Below are 20,487 nucleotides of genomic sequence, written 5' to 3'. Positions count from 1 at the left end.
ACGTTAGAGATACATTGATCATCTTAATTTATCTCCGAATTACTTGCTGTCACATTGGTTTTTATCATGTTGGCTTGGTTTTTTATCATATTAGCTTGCGAACGAGAGGAGGTATGCAAATTTAGCTGTTGAGCATTCGATACAGACACTGGCAGCGTAATCAGACTTGGAGCCGCCTGTTTTGAAGCGATATCATACGCTTTGTCTAAATCGCTATTAACCGATGCGTCGAGAAGTTGCCACTGCTTTTCTGTTTGATCCCAAGCCCAAAATTGATCGCCTTTAAGGTTGCGGGCCACCAGCGAAACACGACCTAAATAGAGAATGTCGGCATCAATCACTTGCTTAGACGCGAGCATAACCTGCCCTTGGTAGCTGCCTAATTTGGTGCCGTAGTCCATTTCAATTTGGTAGGCTTCTAAGATTCGACGATATTTTTCAGCATCACTAACATTCGCTCGACTCATCATGGTTTTGAGCTTAGTGAGCCGCTCTATGCGTAACTCCGGCTTAATCGGCCTATCGTTTGTAATAATCTGTTCTAGACCATCAATCATTTTATACATCAATGGCACCAAGCCCTGACGTGTATGCTTAATCTCTTCAATTTGAACATTCAAACTGTCCGCTTCTTGGTTCTGGTTATCGACCAAGGCTGATAGATGATTTCGGTACACCTCAAGGTTATCAACCTCTTCTTGAAGTTGTTCTATTTCCGCTTTTAAACTCAGTGTCATTTGAGCACTTTGATCGATCTTTTTCTGGCTGATGGCAGAAGCGGCATTTGTTTTACTTTCAATAGAACGCGCCGTATCCAAACTGTTCGCTTTTACGGGGGTAACACTCGCGGCGATGATAAGCATTAAACTGGTTTTAAAATGATTCATAGTTGTAGTCAATTGTGTGAAAAGAGAACCAAACAGACGTTAATCTATAACGATGTTCATTGGTTAATGAGTACTGCTCAAACCTATTGATAACAATACCCATTATCAATACCATCCATTTTGCATGATGATGTAAACTCTTGCAAAATTTATAACCTAAGAAAGGGAAAGTATGACCTTTCCCTTCAATTAGTATTTTACTGTACTAAATGGCTAAACCCCATTATCAGTATTTAACTTGTAGCGTTGCCATGTAGTTGCGACCTTCACCGACAACGACACCACTTGTGCTACCGCCTTCTAGGTAGTCGGTATCAAATAGGTTTTCAACGTTAAATCGAGCAACGAAATCAAGATTTTCATCGTACTTAACGGTATGTGAAACACCCATGTCGACACGAGTATACGCATCTTTCTTAAAGGTGTTAGCGCTTTCCGTGTAGCGCTCACCTACGTGGTAAACACCTAAGTTCACGTCTGTGCCATTATTGAACGCATAAGTTGACCAAATACTTGCTGTAAATTCAGGAACATCAGCAGGCGTCTTACCATTCAAATCAGGATCATTTTTGTATTCAGCATCTAAGAACATCGTTGATGCGCTTACCGACAATGAATCCATAACGAAACCTGTTGCCGATAGTTCAACACCAGTATGCACTTGTTCACCAACTTGCGTCGTGATCTGGTCTTTTCCATTGACTGGGGTATCAAAATCTTCCGTCACTTGCATGTTCGATTGAGTGATTTGGAACAGCGCACCAGAAACAAACAGGCGTTCATCAAACAGATCCCATTTTGAACCTACCTCGTAAAGCGTGCCTTTTTTAGCATCTTGGCTATCACCAAAATTCACATCATCTTGGTTAGTGATTTCACCAACAGGCTGAAAACTTTCTGAGTAAACCGCGTAGATAGACCCATTTTCAACTGGAGAGTATATTAATCCAAGCTTTGGAAGAACATTGTTGTAACTCTCTTTTTTGCCGCTGCTGCTTTCTGTTTTGTCATGCGCAAAACGGACACCCGCTAGAACTTGCCATTGATCATTAAAGCTGACTAGATCCTGAACGTAAACACCATAATGTTTGCTTTGAGAGTGCGATTCTGTTGTATCGTTGCGGTAGCTGATGTCTGATGGTTTATCGAAACCATTGCCACACTCGTTGATCGCTTCCGCTTCTGTTCCGTTAACACAGGTATACCCGGCTTCGTACAAACGCTTGTAATCGTAGTGAAGACCGTTTGCACCCACAAGTAATCGGTGATTCACACCTAGTGCATCAAAATCTCCGGTGAAATCAACATAAGCGGTATCAAATGTCCATTCATCGTGTCTATCTGATACTTTGTAACCGAATTGATTATTGCCAGCACCGCGAACGGAGTTGTTCGATTCTGTTCGTTGACGCTCATAAAACTGACGGCTGATTCCGCTCTTAACTGACCATTGATCATTCAAGTTTGCTGTAATGGCGGCACCATAGTTGGCAACATCATTATCAGTACGAGCAAAACGTTGATCATTTACGATTGAAGGGTCAATCACCTTACCTGTTGTGGTATCAATTTTTGAGCCATTATCTAAGTCGCCTAGCTCTTGAGTACGATCGTAATGAACAGATAGCATCGTATCTTCATTAATATCGTAATCAACAAATAGACCACCGACGAAACGCTCAGTTTCAACATCTGTTCCGTCAAAACGTGTACGCCATGAGTCCTGGTTTTCTTGAGATACAATCACACGAGCACGCAATGTCTGATCTTCATTAAGTGAACCACTTACATCTGCAACCGTTCGTGTGTAATTGTCTGAACCGATGTCTTGGCTCACATTCACTTGAGTTTCATACGTTGGTTTCTTAGCAATCATATTGACTAAGCCACCCGGAGTCGATTCACCATACAGTAGACCTGCAGGGCCTTTTAATACTTCTACACGTTCAAGCAATTCAACTGGCTGGCGGTAGTGAGACCAGTGTTGTACACCGTCACGCAAGTAGCTTGCGCCACTGTCTAATGAGAAACCACGTAAGTTAAAACGCTCGCGGTTGGTTGATTTTGAACCCGCTGAAATTGAAGCATCATTTTTAAGGACTTCACCTAACGTACTCGCGCGTTGTTCATCAATAACTTGTTCGTCAATGACACTAACTTGTCCTGGCGTTTCTAACTGAGTCATCTCCATGCGCATTGCAGTAGAGTTCGTATCAGCTTTGTAGCCGTAATCGTGTCCTGTAACCACTAGCTTTTCATCAACGTCTGTCTTTGTTACTTCTGTACTTGCTACACCACTTGGTGCTGCGAGAACCGCGCCGATTATTAATGCCAAATGGCTCTTTGAAAATGTCATCCTACACTCCGAATATTTTAGGTGAGCCTCTATTTGAGCTCTGTTTCAACCGTTGCCGGTGTCCTTGTTTGATTTCGGAGGTGAATATAAGTGATAATTATTATTATTTGCATTAAATTTACATTCTTTGCGTTTGTAAATTTATGTAAAGGATTGCTGAGGCAGCAAAAACAGATATTAATGAGAATACTTAAAATAGAGACTGATTTTTAAACCACCTGTGATTTCGCTATTTTCTGCCACGATCTTACCGTCCATTAAGTTCATTGCCTCTTTCACAATCGCTAAGCCTAAACCATAACCTCCTGACTGCTTATCTCTCGCAGATTCAAGACGAGTGAATGGATCAAAAATAGACTTTAATTGATGCTTAGGAATACCAGGACCGTCATCCTCAACCGTCACAACCACAAAATTTTGTATGCCATTTTGAAGCTTACTTTTGTCAGCAGTAAAAGCATTACTCACCGACACTTGAATCACCGCATCTTGCCCTGCATATTTAATCGCATTTCCAATCAAGTTTTTTAATATTCGCAGTAACAGACGGGCATCGGCGTTGATCATTGGTGTTTGGTTATTCAAGTGAGTCTGGATCTGTTGATTCCCAATTAACTCCATTTTGCTTTGACTGGCTTGAATTTCACAATAGCTTTCAAGTTGTAAGGGTAGGCATTCCGCATCGTATTGCGAATTCTCCAAGCGGCTGAACTGTAAGATCTCCCCTATCAGATCATCCATCTCGTTAATTTCAGTCTCTAACCGAGTGATTAAATGCTGCTCGCTGTCTTGTGATTTCTTACGTAGCAAGTGTAACGCTAAATTTTGCCTAGCCAACGGTGTGCGAAGTTCATGAGACACATCTCTAATGAGTCTGCGCTGCTTTTCAGCTAAAGAGTGTATCTTCTGCGTCATGTGATCAAAATCAGTGGCAAGCTCGTGGAATTCTGTGGTTTTAGAGTTCAGCTCATTAACCACACTAACGGAAAAGTCACCTTGGGATAACCGACGGCTCGCCTCTCTTAATCTATCGAGCGGTTGCTGAAGAAAGCGCAGCATAATGCCAGTAAACAAAGTCAGAATCACAAAAGCGATCACTACTTTGATTAAAGTAAAGTAATAGACAAAATTTTTGGCTGGATGAACTTGATGAGGCAACTGGATAACCAACGTATTTCCATTTTCAAGCGGTAGGCCGATCAAAGGACGGTTGACTCTATCGTCCAACTGAACATCGATCGTACGCAAATAGCGAAGCTTGAATTCAAAATGCGGGTGCATACTTCGATGGGTAATCGGACGTTTATTGTCATCAATAATGAACAGATAATAGGGCTGTGCATTCGCCCAATCCGCTAACTCATCCATATCGCCTTCATTGATAAGTACGTTCGCTTGATAGGCCAAATCCTGCATATCACGTTTTACTTCTGCAGGAATTTTTAGCAATGCTTTCACTAGTGCTTTCTCTGCAAGCGTTTGAACCACTAAGATCGATATCAGTATTGCCGCTAAGTAACCAAATAATTTAAATGCTAAACCCGAACGAAACGGTTTAATTGTTGATGCCATCTCACTCAACATCATTAGCTAGCCACCTCTAAATAGCTATAACCTCTTCCTCTGATGGTTTTAATATGTTGCTTCGATAACCCCGCTTGAACTATCTTGCGACGAATATTGCTGATGTGCATATCTAGATTTCGATCGAACGGACTCAACTCTTTCTTCAATACATTTTTCTGTAGATCCGCTTTTGAAACTATAACCCCACTGTTTTTGATCAGGTAATCCAACAATTCTGATTCAGTGCCTGTTAAAGGAATACGAGCGAGTTGATCTGCAATTTTCGTCGGTACTGAACTTAGGCTCTGCCTCTGGCGCTCTAAACCGACTCGACGCAAAATCACTTTGATTCGAGTGAGTAGCTCAGGAACTTTGAATGGTTTTGCTATGTATTGATCCGCTCCCGCTTGGTAACCATCGAGCATTGACGCTTCATCGTTCAGCGCGGTTAACATTAAAATCGGAGTAGCAAAGCGTTGGCAAATTCTTCGCGCGACTTGCAGGCCGTTCAGGTTTGGTAGCATGACATCGAGTAGAACCAGATCAACGGGATGAGATTGAATGAACTCTAATGCGCTCTCACCACAATGAACAGAACTGACGTCATAACCTTCTTCGATTAAGACTTCGGTGAGTAATTCACACAGTTGTACATCGTCATCGACAACCAAGATAGAAGACATAATTAAACCACATCGTAATAAAAATGGTTCGCATTCTAATCTTGAGATTTACAGATAGCAATATGATCTCAATAAATCGATCAATTATTCGCGTTACTGACTCGATTATTGACGGCTGACTGGACTATCTGATGAAAGTGGGATGATACGACGAGAATCTAGATTGAGAGCATCGAAGTCATCGCTCCAATGTTTTTCTATCAAAGCATTCATCAAACCTGTTTCTTTAGCTCGCACTAAGGCTTTTTCAATAAGCTCTCTATGCACTGAGGCCCCTTCACTCAGATAGAATTGAAAATCTCGGTGATACTCAAGTAACAAATACTGTTCGATATCGAGTGCGGGATTAAATTTGGCTTCTCCTACTACTTCATTTACGCCTCTTGGGAAATAGTTCACTTCTCCGTCAACAGATAGAGAACCATATAGGTTTCGCCACTCTCCATCTTGCAAGAAAACATTGAGTTGATTTTGATGCCACACTTCAACATCAAACCAATTAATACCTAGACCTGCAATTAAACCAGAACGCTGTAAATCTTTAAGGTCATAAATATGTTCGTAGGCCTCTTGTGCCCCTTTAGGAATGAGTAATACGCGCTTACCGATAAGACCTGACGTCAGTGGGACTCTTACAGGGGTCAGTTGAGCATCTCGTCTATCTGTTTGAATCAACCACATTAATGAGAGCTGATTTTTCCTGACCATTTTTACCGCACGTTTTTGGGGGATATGTTTATCAGGAGTGATGATATTTAATTGGACGTCAACATCATTCAGAGCTTGAGTGAGAAGATCATGAAAGTAAGCATGACCACCATCTTTTTGTGACGGTAACGCTAACGTGAGTGATGACTGCTCTGCGAACACAGAACAACTAAACAATAAAGCAGCACTCCCAATCCATCGCATAGCCTCTCCTTTACTGTTATCGGAAGATATCACAACTAAAGTAGTTTCATTCTATGACCTCGACGCTCTTACTTCTAATCTTTAGCCTCAGACTTTACTTGAGCCAGCCATTGATCGTAGTAGTACGAAGCGGAAGCCATAAACTTTAGGATGACCATTAAACTATAGATGTAAAAAGAGAAAGTGACTCAGGTTTCTTAGTTACGAAGATGAATGAATATTGCGAGGATGAATGAACATACTGCGCCACATAGATGATGGCGCAATGGCCGAAAGCTTTTGAATTGCCGGTTTTGAGTAGTAGTTATTCGAATCATAGCTGTTCGAGTCTAGCTGTTTGAGACTAGCGGTTTGGATTGTAGCGTTTTAAGCTGTAAATAAAGAAATGAGTGACTTATTCTTCGCTATCCATTTCAAACACAACATTGTAGTTTTCAGTATAGGTACAATTTGGCTGACGACTACAGGTGAAGAAGCGGCGTCCTTTAAATTCGCCTTGGCTTGCCACTTTGATGATCATTGGGCTGCCACATTTTCGACAAAAACGAACCTCTTTTTCGGGTTCTATTAGATCAATATGCGCGGCCAGCAATCTCTTCAACCGACTCACTTGATAGCTATGGCGAACAGACGCCCCAATCAAAGGAATGTTTGCTGTCTTACAGACATGCATCAATAACTTTTCGCGTTCGGCTTTGCCTTTATTAAGCTCTTTGCCATTATCTAACGCTATGACGACTCGAATTTCCATTGAACGAGGATCACACACAACAAAGTCAAAGTAACTACGTGAAATTTTGTTGTTTGCGATAAACCAATCTTTCTTATTTCGGGCTTTTGCTGGCGTCACAACACTAGACATATTGACCTTAGCAAACACGGCACCATGCTCACCCACTGCTGATTTTAAGGCGTTATAAAAGGCCCCTTCCTGCATATTAAGAAGGTTACTTTTCTTTTGATAATTATGATCTTTTGTATCATCCGACTTCACGACATATTTCTGAATGATGATAAAAAACAAAACAAGTACAGCAACAATTATAAATATATTAGTCATGATCCAACACTGCTTGTAAAACAAAAGCTTAATCGAGATTTTATGTTATCTAAGCGTATGTTTAAACGTACGTATTGGCAAGAAGAAACTCTTGAGAGCCAATAATACTTGGGTTTGAGATGATCCAAACATAGCTCAGAAACCACCTCCTAGAGTTTGCTAACGTGAGATAAAAATGAATATCGGCTTCTCATCGAAAATGGCTTCAATGCTATACCATCAACTTCATTTAAAATTATCCTTAAATAACAAAGAATTATATCTCATCAATTAGCCAAGCTCTTTATTGTTGATCTAGATCATTTTTGATGTTTTGCAGATGCATTATGGTTAAAAGTGTTAAGCAAATGTAATTAATAGGTGGCAATATGGAACTAAAACAAGACCCGAGATGCTATACGGATGTGTGCGTAAATGGTAAGTGGTTTCATTATGATCACTGTGGAACCAGAGCTTACATGCTTAAAGGTGGTGCTTCAGCAACAGTAGAGCTAGCAAAAGAGCCTTCAACAGAAACTGAGCTAATTGATATGCTCGAAAGTATGTCTCAAATGATCTAATTTTTTCAGAGAGTCTGAGCCAAAATTACTGAGGGGCTTCTGCTCCTTTTTATTTGCAATAAAGCGGCTCGATCTACCCTAACCTTTCTCCTTATTTTTAAAAACCTTTTTATTGATTGTCTTCTCAATTGAGATAAAATCGCGCTCCCATTCGTTTAGGCAAGTTTTACATGACTCAGAACACCGCACTTACTCAGAAACCCGATCGCAAAACAGCAATGCTTAACATTATTACTGCGGTAAGAGCTGATTTTCCATTTGATGCACCTGAAGCTCAGATCTGTGGGGATACTTGTGTCGGTTGCCCACGCAAGTTAATTGAGCTGGTGGAAAGTGATGTATTGTACTGGGAGGCTCAACTTCAACGTGAAGAACTGCCCAATATGACGGAAATTAGACAGTTCGGTAAGTTATGCAAAAATGTACGTCGTAGTTTAGTGAGAAACGGATTGATTACGTAGCTATTGATAGCGGTTCAAAATGGTTTGATAGTGGCTGACATCATCTTCATTATGTACTGACTTTAAAGCGTCTAAACCCGCTTGCAATGAATCGATAGTGTCATCATCAATATGTGTATTGAAGGCATAAAATAACTCACCTTCTTGTAAAATATAGACGGGTTCAAAATCACTCGCTTTGTAGCCACTCACTTGAATCCACCATTTTGCTACATTCTCTTCATATGCCCATAAATCAATCCGCCCTTTATGTAACTGTTCTGCCAACGTCACAGCATAAGAGCTCTCTTGCATCGAATCTCTTGGGATCCCATGACTGATCAGCAATTGTTCTCCTACGTCATCTCGTATCACGCCTATTTTAAACTGTGCTAAATCCAAGCTTTCATTAATTACAATTTCATTCGACTTTTTAGCCAATACCACAACTCTCGTTTTACTTATTGGGCCAACCCACTTAAACAATGTTTCCCTACTGGGCGTTCTTGTCATCGAAAACAGTGCCACATTCGGCTTCACAAGTGCATCACGATACGCTCTCGCCCAAGGTTGAATCGTAATGTCCTTATTGTTTAACACGACCCCAGAGTGATGCGCCGCTTCAATTAACAGGTCGACTGATATTCCTTTTACCACGCCATCTTCACTAAAGTTGTAAGGGGGGTACTCTTCAGTTAGATAGTTTAAAGAAGATAATGAAGCCGCATTGGCAAACGTAACACTGAAAAGTAGCGTACTAAAAAGCCATTTGTTTACGCTCAACACCCTTAAAATCAGGGCATTTAATACGCCAATAATCAGAGTTAATCTTGATATGAGTAACATAATCACTCCAAATATATTTATATTATTATCATTAATAATGTAGGAGTGATTATAAAATTCGTCTAGCGGGGTCAGTACGATACCTTTAAGCTTTACCGCGATTCGCTTTACTCAGCAACTCGCTTTGCCGTAATCGTTATTTCTACCTCTTACTTATTCAGCATCAATTTGATTTTCAGGCATGGCATCAATGAATGCCGCTTGCTGATTACATCGTTCATAGATGCTTTCAATGGTAGGAAATGGCGTCATATCAACCCCAAAACGTATTGCGTTATACACTTGAGGTACAAGACAAATATCAGCGAGCGTGATCTCGTCACCAACACAATACAAACCAGAGGAGTGTTTAAGTTTGGTTTCGAACGCTTCAAACCCAATGCCAATCCAATGTTTGTACCAGCTCTGCTTGTGCTCTGCTGTCATTTCGCACTCTTGCTCAAGATATTGAAGTACTCGTAGATTGTTGATGGGGTGAATATCAATGGCGACATCTTGTGCCAGCGCTTTAACGGTATAACGTTGTTCACCATTTGAAGGAATTAATGGATGACCACTATAGGTTTCATCCAAATATTCCATGATTGTCATTGATTGGTTCAGAACGAGATCGCCATCTTTTAATACCGGAACAAGCTCGTTAGGATTCATTTCATGAAATGCCTCAGAATGCTGCTCTCCCCCATTCTTAATCAGATGAACAGGGGTAGTTTGATAGTCTAATTGTTTCAAATTCAGCGCGATTCTGACTCGGTATGCCGCCGATGATCGCCAATAGCTATAAAGCATTATCGTCGTATTTTCTTTATTGTTCATATCGGCGGTATTCCCTAGCTTAAGTTTATATAAAGTAAGTTCACATTAAGACGGCTTATCATGACGAACGATGGTCTGCTCGATCGTACCAAACAAGTTATTCCCTTCCGAGTCATGCATCTCCATCTTTATACTGTCTCCAAACTTCATGAATTCAGTACTCGCTTGCCCGTCACGAATAGTCTCTATCATCCTCACTTCAGCGATACATGAATATCCAACACCACCTTCAGAAATGGATGTTCCATACTGAGTCCCCTGCTTATTTGAAACCGTACCGGAGCCTATAATCGCTCCACTTGCTAAGGGACGAGAGCGTGCGGCATGAACGATCAAGTCAGGAAATTCAAACGTCATATCGGTGCCAGCATTAGGGCATCCAAATAAATTGCCATTGAATGTGGACTCCAATGGCAACGATAATTTCCCACCATCCCATGCCTGCCCTAATTCATCGGGAGTCAGAGCTACGGGTGAAAATGCCGATGATGGTTTTGATTGGAAGAAGCCAAAACCTTTGCCTAATTCAGCAGGAATTAATCCACGCAGCGATACATCATTCACCAACATCACTAAACGAATACTATCCTTTGCTTGTTCGATTGAAGCACCCATTGGTACGTCACTAGTAATCACAGCGACTTCCGCTTCAAAATCTATTCCCCACTGTTCGCTTTCCACTGGAATATCATCTTGAGGACCAATAAAGGAGTCCGATCCACCTTGGTACATTAGTGGGTCCGTCCAAAAACTTGGTGGCATTTCAGCTCCGCGAGCCTTTCGTACTAACTCGACGTGATTGACGTATGCTGAGCCATCGGCCCATTGGTAAGCTCTTGGCAGCGGTGACTCACATTGTGACTGAATAAACGACACAGAATCAGACAACTCTCCCTTATTCAGAGCTTGATAGTACTCATTCAATTGTGAGTAAACCTTGTCCCAGTTATCCAGTGCATATTGTAAGGTTTGAGCAATATGAGTGGGTGCAATGCATTGGGTTAAATCTTTACTCACAATGACTAGTACGCCGTCTCTTGTTCCATCTTTGAGTGTGGCTAATTTCATTTTCTCTCTCCATTAACGCCAGCTATAAACATACTGCTTGTTCTCTGCTTTTTTTGCTGCATCGCCAAATTCTAATGCTTGTCGGGTATCGATCATCACCGCGACTTCATCGGTAAACTTTTTCTTATGTTCTAATCCGGCTTTAAATGCTTTGGGGTGAGGCCCGTGGGTAAATCCTGCCGGGTGAAAGGTCACCATCCCCGCTTCGATGTTGTCTCGGCTAAAGAAATCACCCGCGTGATAAAACAGCACCTCATCATAATCGTCATTGTTGTGATAGAACGGAACTTTCAATGCACCGGGATCGCTCTCAATGGGACGAGGCACAAAAGTGCAAACCACAAAATCTTTCCCAACAAAAGTGGTATGAGCGGAAGGTGGCAAATGATACCTGTGGGACATTAAAGGACGAATATCACGCCAATTCAGTTTGACTACCGCCAAATCACCATGCCAGCCCACAGCATCAAGTGGGTTAAACGGATAGGTAATCACACTCTTTTTTTCATGGCGTTTTATATGAACTTTGGTCGTATTCTCTGAGTATTGAGCTTTGAATTGATCATTAATGGATGGCACTTCGAGAACAGCAGGGTCAAATACGGCATGATGACCAACCATCCCTTTCTCAGGTAACGAATAGGAGCCATCGGTGCTTTCAATCATCAAGATGAATAGAGGCTCCTTCACTTCCAAGCGCCAAGAGGTCGAGCGAGGGATCAAAACATAATCCCCTTCAGAAATCTGAATATGTCCATAATCACAGAACATATCTGCCTTACCCGCATGAATAAACAGTAAGTCATCACCATCAGCATTTCGTACTAGGAAATCCATCGTGTTACTGATTTTCCAAGTTCGAATTTTACAGCTGCTATTATGCAGAATATGAGGAGCAGACCACGGACTCGCTTGTTCTGACTCGTCAATAAGGTTGCAGTCAAATGCACGTGGCCTCAACTCACCTTCCCATTCACTCCATCCCGTAGGAGCATGTTGATGATGGAAGTGTGCCGCAGGACCGAAGAAACCTCCGCGCCCCGCTTCCCTTTCGTAGATAGCCTCGCTTGGGAAGTCGGCATGTGCTTGCTTAGAGCACACTCCCTCCCGATGAGGAAATGTGATCCATTTATGCATTATCTAGTACTCCTCGACGAATTTGATCTTCTTCGATAGATTCAAACAGCGCCTTGAAGTTACCTTCACCAAATCCTTCATTGCCCTTGCGCTGAATGATCTCAAAAAATACGGGCCCAATGACGGTCTGAGTAAAGATCTGCAATAGGATGCCATCTTTCATCGGGGCACCATCAATCAGCACCCGTAAATCTTTAAGATCTTGAAGATTTTCATTATGCCCCTCGACCCGTTCATTCACTTTGGCATAGTAAGTGTCTGGCGTTGGCATGAAATCCATCCCTCGCTCACGCAACGTTTTGACGGTCTGGTAAATATCATCCGTCGACAACGCGATGTGCTGAATACCTTCACCTTTATATTCACGTATAAACTCTTCAATTTGTGATTTATCGTCTGAAGATTCATTGATTGGAATTCGAATTTTTCCACACGGAGCAGTCATCGCTCGGCTTACTAGCCCAGTGAGTTTGCCTTCAATGTCGAAATAACGGATCTCTCTGAAATTACCAATACGCTCATAAAATCCAGACCACACGTCCATATGCCCTTGCTTAACATTATGAGTTAAGTGATCGATATCGAGTAAACCGACCCCTTGAGTCTGTAAACGCAGTTCAGCATCGTCATAGAATTTGAAATCAACTTCATAAATGTTTTGGCTTCCGTAGCGATCAACAAAGTAGATCAAACTATCGCCAATACCATAAATAGCAGGGATGCTTAGCTCCATTGGGCCAATTTCAGTTTTGTAAGGCCTGCCTCCATTTCCGACAGCATGCTGATACGCAGCGCCAGCATCAGAAACTCGAAAAGCCATGCCACAAACAGATGGCCCATGAATGGTAGAAAATGCTTCAGCTTGGCTGTGCGGTTGAGCATTGACGATAAAGCTAATGTCACCCTGACGATATAACCACGCCTCTTTAGAACGATGCTTGGCTATTTCAGCAAAACCAAGAGATAAAAACAGTGCTTTAAGCTTGGCAATCCCTTCAGGATCCGCCGCAGTATATTCTACAAATTCAAAACCATCGGTACCTAGTGGGTTAAATGAAGTGGTCATGCTCTACTCCTTTAGAGAACTACGATTTCACTTAGGCGAACTAGTGCCTAAGAGAATGTTTAATTAACATATTATTAACCTTGAGGGAGTTTTAGCCATTTGAGAAGTCATTTGATTTAAATCAATGTTTGGTAATAGACGGGCGACAATGTAAATTTAATGTTACACAAAGACCAGTGATAGGATGAATCGTTTAAAACCGTCTATTTTCAGCCTGCTACCCCATATTTATCTGTCCATAGATGGCTACAATAGCGCTTCAACATGTAAATTAGATTCGCCATTTATGCCTCTTTTATTTCTAATCGTTACTCAGTTGTTCCGGCTTTAGCTCATGGTTGTCGCAAGTGAGTAAATGAATAGGCTTATTTTTCACAGCGCTGACTTTGTTTATCAAATTTGTTGCTCAGATCGCCGGTAACCGCTCCATTCTTTGATTTAAAACAGGCATAGGTAACAGAAATTAGAGCTATATTCGTTGCCTGTTCCCTGTTCCCAACTTGCTTCATTCATGGTTTTCACGCTGGCATCGTCTCTCTTTCAGCACTCTATGAATAAGTAAGTTATTAATAATGAGAGTTAACCAATGACTGATATCAATCAACAACGTCTAGTTGAGCACTTTTGCCAACTTGTGAAAATCGACAGTGAATCACGCAATGAAAAACAGATCGCTGAAACGTTAGCCGAGCAATTAAGCGCACTTGGGTTTGAAGTACATAAACTTGCAGTGCCTGAGGAAGTGTCTAATGGCTTTAATGTTTACGCTCGCCTTGAAGGTAAAATTGATGACAGCATCGTACTAAGCTGCCACATGGATACGGTAACTCCTGGTATTGGCATCGAACCTATTATTGAAGATGGCATTATTCGTTCTAAAGGCAACACTATTTTAGGTGGCGACGATAAATCTGGCATTGCAGCGATCATGGAAGCCGTTCGTTGTATTCAAGCAGATAACCTTGAGCACAAGACCATTGAAATTGCATTCACTGTGTTTGAAGAAGGTGGATTATTTGGCTCTAAAAACTTCGACATGTCTTACATTAAGTCAACCAATGCGATCGTTCTAGATACGGGCGGTCCAGTTGGTACTATTGTTAACTCTGCGCCAGGCCAACAAAAAATCGTGGCGAAAATCACAGGTCGCCCTGCGCATGCGGGTCTTGCTCCTGAAGAAGGTATCAGTGCGATTGCAGTTGCTGCTGATGCGATTACTCAAATGAAGCTTTTACGTGTCGACGAAGAGACAACAGCTAACATCGGTATCGTGGAAGGTGGACAAGCGACTAACATCGTGATGCCTGAATTACGTATTGTTGCGGAAGCACGTTCATTGAACGACGACAAACTAACAGCTCAAGTGGATCACATGATCAACACTTTCAAAGCAGCGGCCGAAAAACATGGTGCTGAAGTAGAAATTGAATCAACACGTGCTTACAACGCATTTGTTATTGCTGATGATCACCCGCATATCCAAAACGTTAAAGCAGCGTTTGAGAAAAATGGATTAACGCCAATCACTAAAGGTACAGGTGGCGGTAGCGATGCAAATAACTTCAACGAGAAAGGTTTAACCACAGTCAATATTTCTACTGGTATGGCTAAAGTTCATACTACTGAAGAGCATATTGCCATCGATGACATGGTAAAAGCAGCAGAGTTTGTTAAAACATACCTAACAACTGCATAAAACTTTTAGTCAAATCAAAACAATATACAGCACATCTTTACAACCTAAGGTGTGCTGTCATTTAAATGTACATCGTTCTCTATAACCGTGTTAAACTGTCTTCGTAACGGTTAAGTGAGACAATTGATGACACAAGTATTTTTGCCACGACTAAGAGAAAATCAGAGCACAATAATACCTGAAGTGCTTTTGCAGATGACGGTATTTATAGTTTTAATTGCAAGTTTCTATATTTCTATTTTCTTCACACTGATTGAAGAAAAAAGTCAGGTTCTCTCTTTCACATCTGCTTTCATCTTCGTGTTTCTTTTTACTAAAGGCGCTAAAGTTCTACCTGTAGTGATCCTCAGTTTATTTAGCTATTATCATTTTATATCAGGTAAAGGTTTAGTTCCGTCCTTAGAGTTTTCAATTTTATTTCCTTTAATTTCATATGCTTTTGCCACGTTATTTCAATATATCAAGTCGAAAATTGAGCCTTATAATTACACTCTCATTTTAACCAGTTACGTTATTGTTGTAGGGTTTCTTTACCCCGTAGTTAACAGTTCCTTATACTGGCTACAGAGCGTGAAGCAAACCTCTTTAATGCCAGCTCCGGATCTAATGTTACTGGCGATTATTGGTGGTAATCTCACTCATCTCATTTTAACACCACTACTCATCATAACGGTTAGTACGTTAACAAGAAAACGTACAGTTCCCTTTCTAGACATCGATAATGAAATGCTCAAGTCGAGGTTTAAAAGTAGCCATTACTGGTATTGGTTAGCAACCTGTTTGGCAGGCATGTTGACGATTCTGTTTATTAATAACAGCATCATCTTAAACACCGTATGTTTAATATCACTGTACTGTGTTGCTGTTGGCCTAGGACGATTTGGTCTCATTCGTCCATTCGCTATCGCCGCCACCGTGGTTGTGCTTGCTGTTCACAACTCTGTGCAACGATTTAACTTAAAAGTGATTGATACTTATCAGTTCTATGATCAACTTTTAGTTTTCGCGATTATTGCAGCCTTGATTTTCCTTCTGGCTGGGCATTCAATCCGAACGTATTTAACGACAAAATCCGCGATTGAACACGAGCGCCGAGATCCCTATACAGGCATCTATAACTTATCTCAGCTGAAAGAAGATCTAAATCAACATACTAAAGTGGTGCTCATTTATATCGATCTCGAAGCTACATTGTCAAAGACATTATGTTTGGGCCACAAAGGTCGAGCTCAGTTTTTAAAGAATTTGAGTGAACATTTAGGTGACAGAATAACCTTTATATCTCGAAGCTATCTGCCCCCCTTTTCAAGCGGTCTATTATGTTATTTGCCAGTTAATGAAAGAGTTAATGTTCAAAATGAAATAGACGCGTTGTTGCTCTCTTTGAAACACTTTCAATTTATCAAAAGCGGTCACTCAATCGAATTAGTAAAACGTTCTTTGATTTGCACCGAAATATCAACCAATAACAATATTGAGTCTATTGTCTCATTACTATGTGAGCAATATACGAACAACCGAACAAATATACTCTGGCTTGATAGCTGTAAATCCAGTTCAACTCAAGTTGATAAACTGAGCTTTATTCAAGAAGCATTTAAAAATGACGACTTTGAGCTTTTCTGCCAGCCATACAAAAAGCTAGGGTCTAACAATAATCAAGAATATTTCGAAGTGCTTCTAAGGTTAAACTCAGTCCACCAGCGTCATATGATACCGGCCAGTTTTTTTCCTTTGATATTTAAGTTTGGCTTAGAAAAAGAGTTAGATAAGTGGGTGGTAGAGCACACCTTCAAATCGCTCAATGAATACGTTATCAACTGGTCTCAAATTGGTCGTTGCTCAATTAACCTGACAGCTACAAGTTTGAACTTTGTGGAACTGGCCGATCAAATTATTGATTATGCAAGAATTTATTCGGTTCCGTTGAATAAGATATGTTTTGAAATCACCGAATCTATGGCACTACATAACGAAGATATTGCGATACAAACAATAGAGAAGCTTAGAGAGGCGGGTTGTTGCATCGCTCTAGATGATTTTGGTACTGGTTACGCGAGTTTCGATTACCTGCGTAGGCTGCCACTTGATGTACTAAAAATAGATGGATCTTTCATCAAAAACATCACCACTAATCCTACCGACGTGAAACTGGTTCAGGCAATGAGCCAAGTAGCTTCGAGTATGAACCTAGTAACTGTGGCTGAGTTTGTTGAATCTGAGCAGCATACTCAAATTCTCGAACAGTTAGACATTGATTTTGCTCAAGGCTTTGGGATTTCAAAGCCCTTACCTCTTAAAACGCATTTAGAGAAAACTCAAACAGCCAATACACGTTGTGCGTAAAACCTTTTAAACCCTATAATTTATTAAACTCAATAAATTTATTAAACCCAATATTTTTTAAAACCTACAAGCCTTTTAAAAGCCTCTGCGCTTCCAAAATTGACCTTCATCTTTAGCGGTTAAATCGAACGTTTTATCCGCTACGACCTGACCTTTTAATTCAACGGTCATTCGCCATTTTCCGATTTTATTTTCAATTGGGGCCCAGATAGTGTCGCCTAAGTAAAAATCCCAATCATTGTTACCAACATATTCCTCACCATCAAACGGTTCTAATACTTCACCTTTATCTGTCGTGATATCTGGATGATATATGCAGTAGCGAATCTTCTCACCCTTCGCTTTTTTAATGTTCAAGATGAAACCGAATTCGACATCAAGCTCAGCAGGTACTTGAGTCGTGAACTCTTGGATCTTCGGAAGATCTTTAGATTTTGAATCCCAGGTAGAGTAGATCCCATAAGAGACCATATCGACGATTGAAGAACGTTTTGCCATGTTTATAATCACTATTTTAAAAGTTAAAGTCTTGGAATTCTGTACGTTTTACTCTTGCCACTGACGCTTCATTCTCGCAACCGTAGCGGCATCGACACCATGAATATTGTTATAGCTCTCTCTGCATACTAATATGCAAAGTTCTACTCGATGCTTCTTCGCGAGTCGCTGGTAAGCTTCCATTTCCCAGTGACAAACAAAAGTATTGGCGACAACCACACTATCACCGGCTTTTAGCCATTCATCAGTTTGCTTTTGACACCATTCATGCGCTTGTTTCAGTTTTGATGCATTAAACTCATAGGTACCGGCATCATTAACGAAATACATATCGGCTTCGACATGTTTAGCTGGTAATGATTTTGCTAAAGTCGATTTACCTGAGCCCGGTAAGCCTCTAATCAAAGTTAAGGTTTGCACACATAATTCCTATCAATTTCAGTATTATCAGCCGTGTTGTATTCTAATCGCATTATACCTTGGTACCACAGAATATAACTCTATTTTATAACACGTCATACACTGTTTGTTTTTGTGATCCCATCGACCGCTCTTCGAAAGTATTAAAATCAGATTAAGTTTGCATACGATGTCGACATCTCCCTCTAATTAAGTTAGGTTTAGATGTATAGACGTCCAAAGATAGCTTAGGGAGCAAGCTGTGCCAATACGAATCCCCGATCAATTACCCGCATCCGATGTGTTACGCCAAGAGAATATCTTCGTGATGCCTGAATCTCGAGCTTCTACTCAGGAAATTCGACCTCTGAAAGTGCTGATCCTTAATCTGATGCCTAAAAAGATTGAGACTGAAACCCAATTTCTTCGCTTACTTTCAAATAGTCCTTTACAGGTTGATATTGAATTACTGCGCATCGATGATCGCCCAAGCAAAAACACACCAACAGAACATTTAGACAACTTCTACCGCCAATTTGAGATGGTTAAGAAGCGTAACTTTGATGGTTTGATCATTACAGGTGCGCCACTCGGGCTAGTCCAATTTGAAGATGTTATCTATTGGGAACACCTTGAAGATATTATGTCTTGGGCGAATAAACACGTCACTTCAACTCTGTTCGTCTGCTGGGCGGCTCAAGCGGGTCTCAAACTGCTCTATAACTTGCCAAAGCGAACACGCAAAGAGAAGTTATCTGGTGTTTATCACCATAAATTACACCAAGAGTTCCACCCAATTCTGCGCGGGTTTGATGATACTTTCCTTGCACCACACTCTCGTTATGCTGATTTTTCACCAGAATATTTAAGTGAGCATACCGATCTTGATATCCTCGCGAGTTCTGATGATGCTGGTGTCTATTTGGCAGCAACCAAAGATAAACGAAATGTGTTTGTTACGGGTCACCCTGAGTATGACGCTTTCACCTTACATCATGAATATGTCCGCGACTTAAGCGAAGGCATGGAACCTGTGATTCCAATTAATTACTACCCTAACGACAATCCGGACAATAAGCCGAACGCAAGTTGGCGAAGTCACGGGCATTTGCTGTTCTCAAATTGGCTAAATTACTGTGTTTACCAACAGACGCCATATGATCTTGATGCGTTTAGCGAAGCAAATTTCACTCATGATGAGTAATCATTAAGGACGAATTCCAATAAAAGAAAGCCGCGTTGTTCGCGGCTTTCTTTTATCTTATCCGGTTTACAGCCTTTTTATCTAGCTTCAAACCAATTTGACCTTTTCCATCTAACTTAAGATTGCTTACTGTCTCGCAATATCTTCACTCCTACCACTTAATAGGGACCAATTTGCATACTATATCTGCATCATTGTTTGGAGAGTGACTATTGATGAAAACCGTATCGTATAAAGTGAGCCTTTTAGCCACCACGGCTTTGGTTCTGTCTGGCTGCGTGACTGTAACCGATGGAGAACCACAAACTGCCTCAGATCCAATCGCGATGGCTGAGTCACGGATCTCGCTAGGTCTGGGATACTTAGAAAACAGAAACATGGTTAAAGCACGCGAGAATTTAGAGCTCGCCGTCAGACACTCACCAAATTATTATCGCTCCCACCTTTCAATGGCACATTACTATGAGGTGGTATCAGAATATGACAAAGCGCGAGCATCTTATGAAGTTGCACTTAGGCATGATTCACGGAATGGGAATGTTTTAAACAACTACGGAACTTTCTTATGCAAGCAGGGAGAGTTTGAACAAGCAGATCGCTACTTCAACAAAGCCATTCAACAGCCTTATTATTATCTCGTTTCAGCCAGTTACGAAAATGCGGGGTTCTGTGCTCTAAAAGCACAACACATTGAAAAGGCAACGGCGTATTTCCAACGCGCATTAGATCATGACCCCAACCGAGTAAGATCAACATTACAGCTCGCCAATTTAGAGGTAACCAATGTTCAATATAATGACGCTCGCTTACGCCTGTTACGTTTCCATAAACGATATGGCTATCAAATAACCTCATTACAAATTCTGATTAGATTAGAGTCGCTAGCAGGAAACACAGTATTGGAGAATAAATACCGTGAGCAACTTACGAAAATGCAAGGATAAGCA

19 protein-coding genes are annotated in these 20,487 nt (G+C 41.0%); 6 read left to right on the top strand and 13 right to left on the bottom strand.

From position 1 onward, the window contains the following. Positions 1-23: 23 nt before the first annotated feature. From F0249_RS10890 to F0249_RS10865, 6 genes are all read right to left on the bottom strand, one after another. The gene (locus F0249_RS10890) at positions 24-887 is read right to left on the bottom strand and encodes a DUF3450 domain-containing protein (protein WP_171756686.1); all 864 of its coding nucleotides are present in this window, start codon (positions 885-887) and stop codon (positions 24-26) included. Between the two features lie 226 nt (positions 888-1,113). Further along, positions 1,114-3,243: a TonB-dependent siderophore receptor gene (locus F0249_RS10885; protein WP_171756685.1), complete on the bottom strand. Its 2,130-nt coding sequence runs from the start codon at positions 3,241-3,243 to the stop codon at positions 1,114-1,116. A gap of 177 nt (positions 3,244-3,420) precedes the next feature. After that, a complete protein-coding gene (locus tag F0249_RS10880) occupies positions 3,421-4,830 on the bottom strand; it encodes a sensor histidine kinase (protein WP_171756684.1) in 1,410 nt (469 codons plus the stop codon). Then, a complete protein-coding gene (locus F0249_RS10875) occupies positions 4,830-5,492 on the bottom strand; it encodes a response regulator transcription factor (protein WP_136994558.1) in 663 nt (220 codons plus the stop codon). Before F0249_RS10875 ends, F0249_RS10880 begins: the two co-directional genes overlap by 1 nt. Before the next feature lie 105 nt (positions 5,493-5,597). Next, entirely contained in the window at positions 5,598-6,404 is an 807-nt protein-coding gene (locus tag F0249_RS10870; protein WP_017052268.1) for a hypothetical protein, read from the bottom strand. A gap of 394 nt (positions 6,405-6,798) precedes the next feature. Next, positions 6,799-7,464, bottom strand: a complete 666-nt coding sequence (locus tag F0249_RS10865) for a DUF2726 domain-containing protein (RefSeq protein ID WP_017052269.1) — start codon at positions 7,462-7,464, stop codon at positions 6,799-6,801. A 368-nt stretch (positions 7,465-7,832) separates the two neighbouring features. Between F0249_RS10865 and F0249_RS10860 the strand changes: the two genes are divergently transcribed. Further along, the gene (locus F0249_RS10860; RefSeq protein WP_017052270.1) at positions 7,833-8,024 is read left to right on the top strand and encodes a hypothetical protein; all 192 of its coding nucleotides are present in this window, start codon (positions 7,833-7,835) and stop codon (positions 8,022-8,024) included. A 170-nt stretch (positions 8,025-8,194) separates the two neighbouring features. Beyond that, positions 8,195-8,485, top strand: coding sequence for a hypothetical protein (locus tag F0249_RS10855; protein ID WP_017052271.1), 291 nt, complete (start codon positions 8,195-8,197; stop codon positions 8,483-8,485). Here F0249_RS10855 and F0249_RS10850 read toward each other — a convergent pair whose 3' ends face one another. The 5 genes from F0249_RS10850 to hppD all read right to left on the bottom strand — a co-directional run bounded on the left by F0249_RS10850 (position 8,486) and on the right by hppD (position 13,397). After that, positions 8,486-9,310 carry an ABC transporter substrate-binding protein gene (locus F0249_RS10850; protein ID WP_171756683.1) on the bottom strand — a complete coding sequence of 275 codons (825 nt, stop codon included), beginning with the start codon at positions 9,308-9,310 and terminating at the stop codon, positions 8,486-8,488. 153 nt (positions 9,311-9,463) lie between these two features. Continuing rightward, positions 9,464-10,126, bottom strand: coding sequence for a maleylacetoacetate isomerase (gene maiA / locus F0249_RS10845; protein ID WP_171756682.1), 663 nt, complete (start codon positions 10,124-10,126; stop codon positions 9,464-9,466). A gap of 45 nt (positions 10,127-10,171) precedes the next feature. After that, the gene (locus tag F0249_RS10840; protein ID WP_171756681.1) at positions 10,172-11,194 is read right to left on the bottom strand and encodes a fumarylacetoacetate hydrolase family protein; all 1,023 of its coding nucleotides are present in this window, start codon (positions 11,192-11,194) and stop codon (positions 10,172-10,174) included. A 12-nt stretch (positions 11,195-11,206) separates the two neighbouring features. Continuing rightward, positions 11,207-12,331 (bottom strand): homogentisate 1,2-dioxygenase, encoded by a 1,125-nt coding sequence (locus F0249_RS10835; protein ID WP_171756680.1) that lies wholly within the window; start codon positions 12,329-12,331, stop codon positions 11,207-11,209. Then, the gene (gene hppD, locus F0249_RS10830; RefSeq protein WP_171756679.1) at positions 12,324-13,397 is read right to left on the bottom strand and encodes a 4-hydroxyphenylpyruvate dioxygenase; all 1,074 of its coding nucleotides are present in this window, start codon (positions 13,395-13,397) and stop codon (positions 12,324-12,326) included. Before hppD ends, F0249_RS10835 begins: the two co-directional genes overlap by 8 nt. 586 nt (positions 13,398-13,983) lie before the next feature. Between hppD and F0249_RS10825 the strand changes: the two genes are divergently transcribed. Then, positions 13,984-15,093 (top strand): M20/M25/M40 family metallo-hydrolase, encoded by a 1,110-nt coding sequence (locus F0249_RS10825; RefSeq protein WP_171756678.1) that lies wholly within the window; start codon positions 13,984-13,986, stop codon positions 15,091-15,093. A gap of 570 nt (positions 15,094-15,663) precedes the next feature. Next, positions 15,664-17,439, top strand: coding sequence for an EAL domain-containing protein (locus F0249_RS10820; protein ID WP_171756677.1), 1,776 nt, complete (start codon positions 15,664-15,666; stop codon positions 17,437-17,439). 75 nt (positions 17,440-17,514) lie between these two features. Here F0249_RS10820 and F0249_RS10815 read toward each other — a convergent pair whose 3' ends face one another. Continuing rightward, positions 17,515-17,937, bottom strand: coding sequence for a DUF3859 domain-containing protein (locus F0249_RS10815; protein ID WP_017052280.1), 423 nt, complete (start codon positions 17,935-17,937; stop codon positions 17,515-17,517). 48 nt (positions 17,938-17,985) lie between these two features. Beyond that, entirely contained in the window at positions 17,986-18,357 is a 372-nt protein-coding gene (locus F0249_RS10810; RefSeq protein WP_017052281.1) for an AAA family ATPase, read from the bottom strand. 241 nt (positions 18,358-18,598) lie between these two features. On the opposite strand from F0249_RS10810, the gene metA reads away from it, so the two are divergent. Then, the gene (metA, locus tag F0249_RS10805; RefSeq protein ID WP_017052282.1) at positions 18,599-19,540 is read left to right on the top strand and encodes a homoserine O-succinyltransferase; all 942 of its coding nucleotides are present in this window, start codon (positions 18,599-18,601) and stop codon (positions 19,538-19,540) included. 215 nt (positions 19,541-19,755) lie between these two features. Beyond that, complete coding sequence (pilW, locus tag F0249_RS10800; RefSeq protein ID WP_171756676.1) at positions 19,756-20,484, top strand: type IV pilus biogenesis/stability protein PilW; 729 nt, start codon at positions 19,756-19,758, stop codon at positions 20,482-20,484. Positions 20,485-20,487 lie beyond the last annotated feature (3 nt).

The sequence above is a fragment of the Vibrio sp. 03-59-1 genome (assembly GCF_013114135.1).
Taxonomy (GTDB): domain Bacteria; phylum Pseudomonadota; class Gammaproteobacteria; order Enterobacterales; family Vibrionaceae; genus Vibrio; species Vibrio cortegadensis.
This window is presented reverse-complemented; position numbering and strand designations above follow the sequence as displayed.